Origin of the sequence: Nitrosomonas sp., from assembly GCF_040256045.1 — a bacterium.
GTDB lineage: Bacteria > Pseudomonadota > Gammaproteobacteria > Burkholderiales > Nitrosomonadaceae > Nitrosomonas.
The window spans coordinates 1-12,649 of sequence record NZ_JBDZWD010000057.1 but is presented as its reverse complement, the minus strand read 5'-3'; the positions used below and the strand labels follow the sequence as shown (position 1 = coordinate 12,649).

Here is a 12,649-nt window from a genome sequence, read left to right as displayed (position 1 = left end):
GTTCCTACGCTGGAGCGTAGGAACCATCAACTTTCTGATTTGGGAATGGAATAAGTGCTGTGCCTGCTGTAGCAGAATCAAGTCTGGGCTTGTTTCTGGAGATGCCTGCCATATTTCTGGTTGAATTTTTCCACCCTTCCTGCGGTATCCACAATTTTCTGTTTGCCTGTATAAAACGGGTGGCAGGATGAGCATACTTCGATATGCAGGGGCTTGCTCAAAACGGAGCGGGTGTTGAACTCATTGCCGCAACTGCATGTTACGGTGATCTCGCGATACTCCGGATGAATACCTTCTTTCATTTGATATCCTTATCTCTTGTCAAATCTAAATAAAAAGCCAGCTATTATCACTTAATATAGGTGTGGCTGCAACCTGACTTTTATAACCAAATCAAACGGTTTGATCCGAGGCTACGATATGCTTTTCATCATTACACGCGCCGCATGGAATCAAAGAAATCAGCATTATTTTTTGTGGCCCTGATTTTATCCAGTAGAAACGACATTGCATCCATTTCATCCATCGGGTAAAGCAATTTACGGAGAATCCATATTTTTTGCAGAATTTCGGAGGGGATCAACAGTTCCTCACGACGGGTTCCCGAGCGATTCACATTGATGGCAGGATAAATACGTTTTTCTGCCATGCGACGATCGAGATGTATTTCCATGTTGCCGGTTCCCTTGAATTCTTCGTAGATCACATCATCCATGCGCGAACCGGTATCTACCAGGGCGGTGGCTATGATGGTAAGTGATCCTCCCTCCTCAATATTACGAGCGGCGCCAAAGAAGCGTTTGGGGCGTTGCAAGGCATTGGCATCCACGCCACCGGTCAGTACCTTGCCTGATGCGGGCACAATCGTGTTATAAGCACGTGCAAGGCGGGTAATTGAATCGAGCAGAATGACGACATCTTTTTTGTGTTCCACTAGTCGTTTTGCCTTTTCAATTACCATGTCTGCCACCTGAACATGACGAGCAGCCGATTCGTCAAAAGTGGATGATATGACTTCTCCCTTCACGGAACGTATCATTTCCGTTACTTCTTCCGGGCGCTCGTCGATCAGCAGTACCATCAGTATGACATCCGGGTGGTTGGCTGCAATGGAATGTGCAATATGCTGGAGCATCACCGTTTTTCCGGATTTGGGGCTGGCTACCAGAAGCCCGCGCTGGCCTTTGCCAATGGGTGCGATCAAATCGATGATCCGGCTGGTAATATTTTCTTCAGATTTGATGTCTCGTTCCAGTGTCAGGCGTTCGGTCGGGAAAAGAGGTGTCAGATTCTCAAACAGTATCTTGCGCTTGGAATTTTCGGGCGGTTCATTATTGACTTTGTCTATCTTGACCAGGGCAAAATAACGCTCTCCTTCTTTTGGAGGACGTATTTCACCGTCTACTGAATCACCCGTATGCAGATTGAAACGTCGGATCTGGCTGGGAGAGATATAGATATCATCCGGCCCGGCAAGATAGGAGGTATCGGGGGAACGTAAGAATCCGAAGCCATCCTGCAGAATTTCCAGTGTGCCTTCTCCGAATATACTTTCGCCTTTACGCGCCTGATTCTTCAGGAGTGCAAAAACCAGGTCCTGCTTGCGCATTCGGTTGGCGCCCTCGATATCGTTAGTGGTGGCCATTTTTACCAATTCGGAAACATGAATGCTTTTTAAATCAGATAAACGCATGAAAGTGACTCTTGAAGATCAAATAAAGTGCGGGTAAATAAGTGAAGAGGGTGCTTCAGGACGTGTTAGATGATTTGTAAAACTGCTGCTGATCTATGCGATTCGTGATAACGAAAACCGCAACTCGTAATACATATAACACGCCCTGACGAAACAGAATGAGCTGAACGAAGATTGTTTGTGATTCATTCGGCTTATATCAGTGTTTAGATCCAGAGAATTTTTTATAAATGACTGTCGACAAACGCTGTCAACTGTGATTTTGATAAAGCCCCCACCTTGGTCGCCTCGATATTTCCATTCTTGAATATCATCAGAGTGGGAATTCCGCGAATACCATATTTCTGGGGAGTCGACTGGTTTTCATCTATGTTGAGTTTGGCTATCTTGAGGCGGTCGCCATATTCACTGGCGATCTCATCCAGAAGAGGTGCAATCATTTTACATGGTCCGCACCACTCCGCCCAGTAATCGACAAGTACCGGAACAGGACATTGCAGCACCTCTGATTCAAAACTTGCATCCGTAACATAATGAATGTGTTGGCTCATGAAATCCTCTTTTAATGTTTGTTGGAGCAAAATGAGCACCTGGTGACCGCTAAAGCCTGGTGCACCTGGGGCATTAACAGAGCTCGAATCACCTGTTTAGATAAGCTATTGAGACAACCTAAACATGGGAATGATTCTATGCTTGTATACTACTGAAAGATCGGGCGGGTGATAATAAACTACGCAACACTGTTGTCTTTATCTCTAACAATACTGCCTTTACCACGACCATGAGATAAAACGAGAAGGCTTATTTTATTTATTATACTTACAATAACGTTTGAATCAATTAATCCGGCAACATTTTTTTAGGATTCTACGGATATTTATCAAGAATGTCCCAGAGTATCAGTAAAAGTCGATTTTGAAACTAGCATAGTAATACAGTAGATTACTGCTTTATTTTTAATCGTGTACTTGAATTAATACAACTATCTAATTTTAGGCTTCCATAAATGAAATACTTTTTTTTGTCCTATCAAAGTAAATGCCTTGATATCTTAGAACATCTGCACAGGTTTGTTCTATGGATTAAGGATGGTTTTTGCCGGGTTTATTTGATGTTTTTGCAACCTGTTGTAACGAATCTTCTCAAGCAAAACACTTTCAGCCATTCACGTAACAGCCTCACTTTATTTATTTTGACATCGTTGATCATACATCACACTTCATGCATGGCGGAACAATCTGTCTCCAGCTTGCGTCCGGAAGTCATAAATTTTGTAACGGATATGGTAAACCGTCATGGATATGATGCGCATGAACTGGAAGATGCTTTTATTCAAACAAACTTTCGGCCAGAGATTCTCAAACTGATTTCTGCCCCGGCTTCAGCAATCACCTGGGACGAATATCGGAAGCGGTTCGTTAACATGCAGCGCATCAAAGGCGGAATCGATTTCTGGAACAAATATGCTGCTGATCTGAAGCGTGCAAGGAAAATTTACGGCGTACCTGAAGAAATCATCGTGGCGATTATCGGTATTGAGACTTCCTATGGCTCATCAATCGGCAATTATCGCGTCATGGATGCACTGACGACACTCGCCTTTGATTTTCCCAGAAGAGCAGATTATTTTCGGGAAGAGCTGGAAAACTATTTATTGCTGGCCAGGGAACAGAAATTTGGTTTGCTGGACATCAAAGGCTCTTACGCCGGCGCAATTGGTGTCCCTCAGTTTATGCCCGGAAGCTACCGGCGCTACGCAGTCGACTTCAACAATGATGGAAAGATCAATCTTTCCTGGAGTGCCGTCGATGCAATAGGCAGTATAGGCAATTATCTGAAGGAATACGGATGGGAGGCGGGCAAACCGGTTGCTATTCGCGCACAAGCCGGATCACAGAATCTGCAGGAATTCCTGGACACAGATATCGAACCGTTACATTCCGTCTGGAAACTGCGCCAGGCCGGTATTACTCCACTTGATTCTGTTGCAGATGACACCCTTTCTGCCTTGCTGGAATTGAACAGCCAGGGCAAGCGTCAGTTATGGCTGGGATTCAAAAATTTTTATGTGATCACGCGCTATAACCGCAGCACTTTTTATGCTATGTCTGTTTTTGAGCTGGCTAGAGCGATCCATACTGCCAGATCATCCTATGCGGCTGATCGATAATGGTATGGGTATATCTGCAAAAAATCGATTACTCGACAAAAACAGCTGTTCCACTTACTGACACCATCAGCATGCCGTTTTCCTTGCCAAGCACTTCATAATCGATGTCGATTCCGATCACTGCGTTGGCACCCAGCTTGTGAGCATTCTCCTGTAGCTCTTCCAGGGCAATTTCACGGGCGCGCTGCAGTTCTTTTTCATAAGTTGCTGAACGTCCACCGATAAAATCACGGATGCCAGCAAAAAGATCTTTCAAGACATTCGCACCCAGGACAGCTTCGCCGGCGACAATGCCATAATAATGTGTGATGCGTCTGCCATCTATGATAGAGGTCGTGGTAAGCAGCATGTTTCCCTCACTGAAATATTCGTTACTGACTGTTAAGCCGGTCAAATACCACAATATGATCAGTTTGTGGCCTGATACCAATTTTCTCACCAATGGCATGATCGTGGTAACTGGAAATCAGTGACAGTACATTCTGTCCGCTGGTAAGACGTAATGTATAAAGATATTGTGCACCACGGAATGCTTTGTGTATTACGACAGCCCGCAGCGAACTGTCGTTATCATGAATAATATCGTCAGGGCGTATCAGTACATCTACCTGGCTGCCCGCAATTTCACGGGATGAGTGATCCGGATGGTAGATATTTCCGGTCAGGGTACCCAACTCGGTTTCTACTTTATCGGGGTGCATGACTTTTCCAGGAATCAGTATGCCCTGCCCGATGAAATCCGCGATGAAACGATTTGCAGGATGATGGTAGAGCTCATGTGCGCCGCCCCATTGCATCATTTTTCCAGCGTGCATCACACCTATTTTGTCTGCAACGGCAAAAGCTTCCGCCTGGTCGTGCGTAACCAGAATCGCGGTAATGTTCAATTTCTTGAGCAGCTCGCGTATTTCCTGGCCCAGGTATTCACGCAAACTTACATCGAGATTGGAGAACGGTTCATCCAGCAATATCAGGTCAGGATAGGGGGCCAGTGCCCGCACCAGTGCCACACGCTGCTGCTGACCGCCAGATAATTCATGCGGGTAACGATTGGCTACTTCCGTCAAACCGGTGATCTGCAGCAATTCTGCAACCCGATGAGCCCGCTCTGCCTTGGTGCTGCGGTGCAGACCAAACCCGACATTGGCGGTTACAGTCAGGTGCGGGAACAGCGCATATTCCTGAAATACCATCCCTATTCGCCGTTGCTCGGGTGGCAGAACGAATCCGGCACGGCTGACAGAATTTTCATTCAACCATATTTCACCGGATATAATTGGCTCGAATCCGGCAATACAGCGTAAAACGGTCGTTTTGCCGCAACCACTTGGACCAAGCAGGCAGCCGATCTCGCCTTTTTTCAGTTCTAATGACAGTTCATTCACGATAGCCTGTGCGCCATAGGCATGGCTGATTCTGTCAAGTTTCAGCAATGTACTCATTTTTAAGTCAGGTTTCGGAATGGCGTACCAACAGAATGATCGGAATCAGCCCGGTCAGAATCAGTGTCAATGCAGGCAATGCCGCCTGTTCCCATTGTCCTTCAGAGGTTAGTGAAAAAATGCGCACTGCCAGGGTATCCCAGTCGAAAGGTCGGGTCATCAGCGTAATGGGCATTTCCTTCATGACATCTACGAATACCAGTGTTGCTGCCGTAAACAAGCTGCTCTTCAACATCGGAAGATAGATCGTTCTCAACATTGACCAGCCGGTAATACCGAAACCGGCGGCAGCTTCGTCAATGCTGCGTGTCACGCGCTGCAGCGCACTTTCCAGTGGGAAATAACTGACTGCGAGGAAACGGGTCATATACGCAACCAGCATGACCGTGAGCGTTCCCTGGATCAGTAATCCGGTTTCAGCCCCGGAAATGATTTCGATCCAGTCACTCAGCAGATTATCCAGCCATGCCATCGGGATGAATATTCCCACTGCCAGCACAGCACCCGGTAAGGCATAGCCGACTGTGGAAAGACGGATGGCAAAACGCGTATAGCCATCTGAATGAATGCGTGCGGCATACGCTAGCATGGCTGCTACCAGACAGGTTATCAGGGCAGCCAGTATCGAAAGCAGGACAGAATGCCAGGTGAACTCGAGATAACGCTGATCCAGGCCAACGGTTAGTGCGTCCATGGCCCATATACTCAACTGCACGACAGGTAGCACAAAAGCAAAAAACAATACTGTACTGGCAAAACCGGTTACTGCCGCTGCTTGCCAGCCGGTAAGCGGAACACGTTCAACCCGTGCACTTTTCCTGTTTTCGGAAAAACGCATCCGCAGGCGAAACCGTTGTTCCGTCACGATAATGACAAGTACGATCAGGATAAGCAGTGAAGCAAGCTGCGAAGCAGTTGACAGAGAAAACATGCCGAACCAGGTTTTATAAATCGCGGTGGTGAATGTATCGTAATTGAAAATGGAGACTGTACCAAAATCGGCCAGTGTCTCCATCAGAGCCAGCATGATGCCGGCAACGATCCAGGGACGCGCCATTGGTAGTACTACTCTGAAAAAACCTTGCCGACGAGTGAAACCCAGAGATTGAGCGACTTCCAGCAAACGTTTTCCTTGTGTCAGAAAGGCATCGCGTGAGAGCAAATAGACATAGGGGTAAAAAGCGAGTGTCATTACGATTGCCACACCTGGCCCGCTGCGTATATCGGGAAACCAGAGCAGATCGGAGTTGAACCAATGACGCAGACTGGTTTGCACCGGCCCGGTATAGTCAAACGTACCCAGCGCCACAAAGGCGATTACATAGGCAGGAATGGCCAGTGGCAGGAATAATGCCCAGGAAAAGAAACGATACCCGGGAAACCTGTAAACCGAAGTAAACCAGGCAAGGCTGATTCCCAGGAGAGCGGTTCCCGCTATGACTCCCAGGGAAAGCCATAGGGTGTTCGTCAGCAGATTCGGTAGCGTGGTAGCGATCAGGTGTTGCCAGATCTCATCATCCAGCGACAGAAACGAGGCAAATACCACGCATACCGGTACAAGTACCACAGCGGCTACCAGAAATGGAAAGACGCGCCAGGCGCGTCGAATTCCATATCCGGCTTTGTAACTGGAGTGCTGCTGAATATCAGGTATTGCAGCCGGATTTACGGAAGAAAAATCGTTTTTCAAATGAATCGCACTCTAGCGGTACTCTGCACGATCCATCAGCCTAACGGCACTGGTTTGCAGTTCTCCTGCTTTCACAATACTTCTTGGATCTCCTTTGAAACTTCCCCAGTTACTGAGAGGTTCACCATATTTAATTTGTGGATTGGCGGGGTATTCCATATTGAGTTCAACAAATAATTTCTGTGCCTGCTCAGAAGAAAGAAATTCCAGTAACCGCACGGCAGCAGCTTCATGCTTGCTATAGCGGGTAACCCCTGCACCGGAAACATTGACGTGCACACCAGTGGTGGCCTGGTTTGGCCAGAAAATTGCTAAGGGGAGAGTCGGATTCTCATGCATCAGCCGGCCGTAATAATAGGTATTAACCAAAGTTACATCACAACGCCCTGCAGCGACAAACTCCAGTGCAAGTGAATCATCTGCAATGGGGTCGGTTGCAAGATTATTTACCCATCCTTTGACAATACGTTCGGTTTCGGTCTCACCTAATTCTGCAATCATCATTGCGACCAATGACTGGTTATACACTTTTTTGGAAGTGCGCAGACATAAACGGTGTTTCCATTTTGGATCAGCCAGATCTGCGTAGGTGGACAATTCTTCAGGTTTTACCTTTTGGGTATTATAGACAATAGTACGGGCGCGAACGGTCAATCCGAACCACTGCCCTTGCGGATCCCGTAAATTTTCAGGGATGTTGGCTTCCAGAACAGGGGAGGTTACTGGTTTCAGTAGCCCGTTACGTGCAGCCTCCCATAAATTTCCCGCATCTACTGTAATGAGTATATCTGCTGGAGTCCTTTTACCTTCTGCGATCAGGCGGGTGAGTAATGCACCTTCCTTGTCGGTGGTGAATTTGACAGTGATGCCGGTTTCTTTGGTGAAGGCGTCAAACAAAGGTTTGATCAGCTGCTCGATTCTTGACGAGTAAACGACAATTTCTTCTGCCTGTGATGATATCGGGGCTGCAAACAAAAAACCGATGAGCAGAAAACTGCTGCACCAGCGGCCAAAATGACTGGAAAAAATGAAAGAACGGTGCATAGTTTTTAACTCCGGAGTTGAATAAGAGATGTTCGATATTCTGCCAATGAAAATGAGGGAAAATTCAGGAATTGCTATTTTGTGTTGAAACATTGCCTGACCAGAACTGACAGCGATCGTATGACTTCAACAAAAATAGTTATCAATCATGATTTTCGTCAAGGCAAAATACAAATCGCCGGATAATGAGCCTGCTTAATCATCCTGTAAACGTACTGCAAGGACGTCACATTTTGCGTAATGCAATATGCTGTTGGCTGTGGAGCCCAGCAGCAGTGCGAGCCCGTGCCTGCCATGTGATCCGACCACGATTAAATCAACATTTTCCTGTTCGGCAATACGGATAATTTCTTCTCTGGGTTCTCCCCACACCAGCCAGCGGTGAGCAGGCTCAATGCCTAATGTGTTACCTATCTGGCTCAATTTCTGTTTTTCTACATTCAGCATAGCATCATAGGTTGTTTCCGTATTCAGGGGAATGGCCGTACCGTAAGGTGTATCAGGCATGGGGATATTGTCCAGCACATGGATGAGGCTGAGCCTTGCTCCGATTTGTAATGACAGATTTCTGGCTTTCTGTACTATTTGGCTGTCTTGAGACGAGAAATCCACGGCAAGCAGAATATGGCGATAAACAGACATGGCTTTTCCTCATAGGTTGGTGAAACGGAATCGATGATTATCGTCTTTGCAGGTAGGCCGAGAGAAAATCTGCAATCCGCATTTCGTAACTTTTACCTGCAAAGGTATGCATATTGTAGTGACCGGCACCTTTGACAATCCAGAGCTCCTTGGGAGGTAACGCTGCATCATACAACCGTTTTACTTCAGATTGAGTTGTATGCCTGTCGAGCGTGCCTGCGATAAACAGGACGGGAACGGCAATATTGCCGATCCGATCGACAGGATTCAGTTGATCGACTGGTAAATCGAGAAGGAAGGAGAAATAGGGGAGCAGTAGAAACTGGAGATATTCTCCTGTATCTCCCAAATGCAATTTGAGCCGGTTTACAACCGCTTCAGAGAAAGTGGGATGCAGCGATTCAAGTATCATGGCATCGAGTTTAAGCGGAGGATTGGTCAGTACTATTGCAGCCGCACCAAGCGTTGCGCCAATGGCAGCAATGCGATCATGTGGAAAAGTATTCCGGAGATAGTCGACTGCGGCTACGACATCGGCTGATTCACGCGCACCAAAGGTAATGCGATCTCCAGGTGTTTCTCCATGCGCTTGTAAATCGATCATCAGCACATGGTAACCCTGGTTATTGAGAAATCTTGCACGGCCAAGCATTTCAAGGCGATTGCTGCGCATGGAGTGTACGAGCAGAACTGCGCCATGCCCGCTTATTCCATGTGCCAGCCAGCCATGTACGGCGTAATCATCGTTGACGGGGATCTGAACTGTTTCCACTGGGAAATCCGGCTGTAAAGTTTCTACAGCAGTGGGGGCTGATCCTGTTACGATTTCACCCAGTATGATCGTTACAGTACTGATAATCAGTAACGTTATAACAAGCTGAAGCAATATCCAGCGAATTGCCCGGTTATACATTTCAAGTTGTAATTGAATTGTCAGGAGACAGAAGGATGATAACAGCGGGTGTTGGAAATATTTCCCACTTTTGCGCTAAATAAAGTTTAATTGCAAGTCGGTTCGAGGAGCCTGAGCTCGCTCGTGTTTTTCGCAGAATACCCATTTTTTAAGAGATCAAGTAAAGATGTCAGGATTTTGTCATCTCTCGGATAAACAGTCTCTGATTATATTAGTTCTGATATTCTCGGGAGTAAGTCTGATAGGGTGTACAGCCCAACAGCCCAAACCACTTGTATTGAGGCAATCTGCTGGTCCTAAATTAGCGGGTGCAAAAAAAGCGAGAAATATTGAGGTTATCCCGATTCCGGAAAAATTGCCGTGCCAAAGAGTGTGCCGGGATGAAATTATAGTTCTGAAACAGAAACTTGCAGAAAAGGATGAGCTCATTCGAGACTTGAATGCTCGTGAACAGGATCGGGCACAGGTTTTGCAGGAAACCGCAAGCGAGATCAGTCGTACCAAGAACAAATTGCACCGTTTAGCCACACAACCGGAAGCTGCTTCGAAAATAGCCGAAGTGGAGATCGCCATTAATGCAACTAGGCAGGCAGCACTTAGTGAATCGGATGCTGCTTTCCAATTTCTGGCGCAGCGTTTACTGGATGCGGCGATGGTCGCTTACAAACAAAAGGATTATAGTGGTGCAATGAATTATGCTGCGCAATCCGGCGAGCTGATCGATGCGATAGCCAACTCGGCCAGAAAAATGCTGGAGTCTCAGGATGCCACGCTGGTTTTTCGTATTTCGATTCCATTACTTGCTACCCGAACCATCAGTCTGCGGGCAGATCCAAACGATCGTTCCAGGGTGATTAGTTTACTGAAAAAAGATACTCCTCTGATCGCTACTGCTTACAACGGTAATTGGCTGCGTGTACAGATCAGAGATGGTTTGTCTGGCTGGATTCAAAGTCAGTCGGTAGATGTTCGGATTGATGACCAGAATTTTCAAAAATAATCAATAATCACATTTCGGGAATGCGGTGTTTGCGATGGATGATGGCCAGCAAAGTTCTTGTTGGCTGGTAGCTTTTGCAATCGAGTATTGAGTCTGATGGGGAGAAAAGATGATTATTGGTTTTTTTTTAGTTTCTTCTGCTACAGTATTCCCTGATATTTTGTCAATATAAAGGTGGATTTATGTATAAAACCAGAGTTATATCAATATTGCTGACCGGATTCGTTATTTCCGGATGTGCTGATATGAGCGGTACCCAGAAGGGTACTGGTACAGGTGCGTTGCTTGGTGCAGGAACGGGTGCAGCAATCGGTGCACTGGCCGGGGGCGGTAAAGGAGCTGCAATTGGTGCTGGTGCTGGTGCTGCATTAGGAGCCGGTGCCGGTTATCTGTGGTCGAAAAAAATGGAGGAACAAAAGGTGCAGATGGAGAATGCCACTGCCGGTACCGGTGTAGTGGTGTCGAAAACACCCGATAATCAGTTGATGCTGAATATCCCCAGTGATATTTCTTTTGACACGGGAAGTGCACAAATCAAACCTAATTTTCGTCCGATTCTCGATAGCTTTGCAACCAGTCTGTTAAGTAATTCAGGTACTCAAGTAACAATTGTCGGACATACCGATAATACTGGCAGTGATGCCGTCAATAATCCGTTATCGGTTAATCGTGCAGCCAGCACGCGTGAATATCTGGCCAGTCGCGGTGTGCCTTTCCAGCGAATCCAGATCGACGGACGCGGCTCGTATCAACCCGTTGCTTCAAATGATAGTGCTACAGGCCGTGCAAAAAATCGCAGGGTGGAGATCTATGTTTCAGAAACCCGCAATGAAGTAACCCAATGAGTTAACAGGAAAAGGATGATCGATATTTATGACTGATACAGAAAATATCAATAAAGAAAAATGGGAGCATGAAACGCTCCGGGAACTGATGTTCGCTTCCCTGAAAGAACAGAGAAAAGCTCGCAATTGGGGTATTTTCTTTCGTTTACTGACGTTCTCCTACTTATTCGCGCTGCTTTTCTGGGGGTTGGGCTGGCTGGATACCGAAGTGGCAGGTGGGGCTGGGAAGCATACTGCACTGGTTGATTTACGTGGCGAGATCACTCCGGATAGTTTGAATAATGCAGAAAATATTAATAACGGGCTGAAAAAAGCATTTGAAGACCGAAACACAGCCGGAGTGATATTACGGATTAACAGTCCTGGAGGGAGCCCGGTTCAGGCAGGCTCTATCAATGATGAAATTCGTCGGTTGCGTATCCAGTATCCAGATATTCCCTTATACGCCGTAGTTGAGGATATCTGTGCTTCAGGGGGCTATTATGTTGCTGCTGCAGCAGATAGAATTTTTGTAGATAAGGCTAGCCTCATGGGATCGATCGGTGTGCTGATGGATGGATTTGGATTTACCGGTACGCTTGAAAAATTGGGTATGGAGCGCCGCCTCTTGACAGCAGGGGAAAACAAGGGATTTCTCGACCCTTTTTCACCTTCCGATCCGATACAAAGAGAGCATGCAAAGAAAATACTGGCTGAAATTCATCAGCAGTTTATTCAGGTGGTTCAGAATGGCAGGGGTGATCGCCTGAAAGATAATCCTGAAATTTTCAGTGGTATGGTGTGGACGGGAGCTAAAAGTGTGGAGCTTGGTTTGGCGGACGCATTGGGTAATATAGAATATGTTGCTCGTGAAATCATCCAGGCTGAGCGTATTGTCGACTTTACTGTCCAGCAGGGGATTGCGGAGCGTTTTGCCAGGCGGATTGGCCGGGTGGCAACAGATTTTCTGTCTGAAACAAGATACACATGGCTTATGCGATAACGCTTGTCAGCGCGCATTATCATAGATAAATTTCCTCAAGCATTCGAGTGACCGCGGTTTGCCAGTGAGGAAGATAAAGCTGGAACGTATTACGGAATTTCTCTGTATTCAGGCGTGAGTTCAAAGGGCGCTTGGCAGCTGTGACAAAAGTCTCACTGTGAACCGGGATGATTGTATCCGGCCGGGCTTTGATTGGAATATCATGTTTACAGGCAAAATCCAGCAAAA

At 46.7% G+C, this 12,649-nt stretch carries 14 protein-coding genes; 4 read left to right on the top strand and 10 right to left on the bottom strand.

From position 1 onward, the window contains the following. Positions 1-77 precede the first annotated feature (77 nt). The 3 genes from rpmE to trxA form a co-directional block, all read right to left on the bottom strand. Positions 78-302 carry a 50S ribosomal protein L31 gene (gene rpmE / locus ABUL11_RS09785; RefSeq protein ID WP_350283670.1) on the bottom strand — a complete coding sequence of 75 codons (225 nt, stop codon included), beginning with the start codon at positions 300-302 and terminating at the stop codon, positions 78-80. Positions 303-433: 131 nt separating this feature from the next. Further along, positions 434-1,693 carry a transcription termination factor Rho gene (gene rho / locus ABUL11_RS09780; protein WP_350283669.1) on the bottom strand — a complete coding sequence of 420 codons (1,260 nt, stop codon included), beginning with the start codon at positions 1,691-1,693 and terminating at the stop codon, positions 434-436. Positions 1,694-1,917: 224 nt separating this feature from the next. Beyond that, positions 1,918-2,244 carry a thioredoxin TrxA gene (trxA, locus tag ABUL11_RS09775; protein WP_350283668.1) on the bottom strand — a complete coding sequence of 109 codons (327 nt, stop codon included), beginning with the start codon at positions 2,242-2,244 and terminating at the stop codon, positions 1,918-1,920. 674 nt (positions 2,245-2,918) lie between these two features. On the opposite strand from trxA, the gene mltB reads away from it, so the two are divergent. Further along, positions 2,919-3,863 carry a lytic murein transglycosylase B gene (mltB, locus tag ABUL11_RS09770; protein ID WP_350283667.1) on the top strand — a complete coding sequence of 315 codons (945 nt, stop codon included), beginning with the start codon at positions 2,919-2,921 and terminating at the stop codon, positions 3,861-3,863. 28 nt (positions 3,864-3,891) lie between these two features. Here mltB and ABUL11_RS09765 read toward each other — a convergent pair whose 3' ends face one another. From ABUL11_RS09765 to ABUL11_RS09740, 6 genes are all read right to left on the bottom strand, one after another. Next, positions 3,892-4,212 carry a heavy metal-binding domain-containing protein gene (locus ABUL11_RS09765; RefSeq protein ID WP_350283666.1) on the bottom strand — a complete coding sequence of 107 codons (321 nt, stop codon included), beginning with the start codon at positions 4,210-4,212 and terminating at the stop codon, positions 3,892-3,894. A 22-nt stretch (positions 4,213-4,234) separates the two neighbouring features. Further along, a complete protein-coding gene (locus ABUL11_RS09760) occupies positions 4,235-5,305 on the bottom strand; it encodes an ABC transporter ATP-binding protein (protein ID WP_350283665.1) in 1,071 nt (356 codons plus the stop codon). Positions 5,306-5,312: 7 nt separating this feature from the next. Then, complete coding sequence (locus tag ABUL11_RS09755) at positions 5,313-6,872, bottom strand: ABC transporter permease (protein WP_350283671.1); 1,560 nt, start codon at positions 6,870-6,872, stop codon at positions 5,313-5,315. A 135-nt stretch (positions 6,873-7,007) separates the two neighbouring features. Further along, a complete protein-coding gene (locus ABUL11_RS09750; protein ID WP_350283664.1) occupies positions 7,008-8,039 on the bottom strand; it encodes an extracellular solute-binding protein in 1,032 nt (343 codons plus the stop codon). Between the two features lie 195 nt (positions 8,040-8,234). Further along, positions 8,235-8,681, bottom strand: coding sequence for a universal stress protein (locus ABUL11_RS09745; RefSeq protein WP_350283663.1), 447 nt, complete (start codon positions 8,679-8,681; stop codon positions 8,235-8,237). A gap of 37 nt (positions 8,682-8,718) precedes the next feature. Continuing rightward, positions 8,719-9,594, bottom strand: a complete 876-nt coding sequence (locus ABUL11_RS09740) for an alpha/beta hydrolase (protein WP_350283662.1) — start codon at positions 9,592-9,594, stop codon at positions 8,719-8,721. A 436-nt stretch (positions 9,595-10,030) separates the two neighbouring features. Between ABUL11_RS09740 and ABUL11_RS09735 the strand changes: the two genes are divergently transcribed. The 3 genes from ABUL11_RS09735 to ABUL11_RS09725 all read left to right on the top strand — a co-directional run bounded on the left by ABUL11_RS09735 (position 10,031) and on the right by ABUL11_RS09725 (position 12,421). After that, positions 10,031-10,594, top strand: a complete 564-nt coding sequence (locus ABUL11_RS09735) for an SH3 domain-containing protein (RefSeq protein WP_350283661.1) — start codon at positions 10,031-10,033, stop codon at positions 10,592-10,594. Between the two features lie 182 nt (positions 10,595-10,776). Then, positions 10,777-11,439, top strand: coding sequence for a YiaD family glycine zipper/OmpA-like lipoprotein (locus ABUL11_RS09730; protein ID WP_350283660.1), 663 nt, complete (start codon positions 10,777-10,779; stop codon positions 11,437-11,439). Between the two features lie 28 nt (positions 11,440-11,467). Next, on the top strand, positions 11,468-12,421 hold the full coding sequence (locus ABUL11_RS09725; protein ID WP_350283659.1) for a S49 family peptidase: 954 nt from the start codon (positions 11,468-11,470) through the stop codon (positions 12,419-12,421). A gap of 19 nt (positions 12,422-12,440) precedes the next feature. On the opposite strand, the gene ABUL11_RS09720 is transcribed toward ABUL11_RS09725, so the two are convergent. After that, the coding region (locus ABUL11_RS09720; protein ID WP_350283658.1) for a sugar nucleotide-binding protein at positions 12,441-12,649 on the bottom strand (209 nt) is incomplete at its 5' end.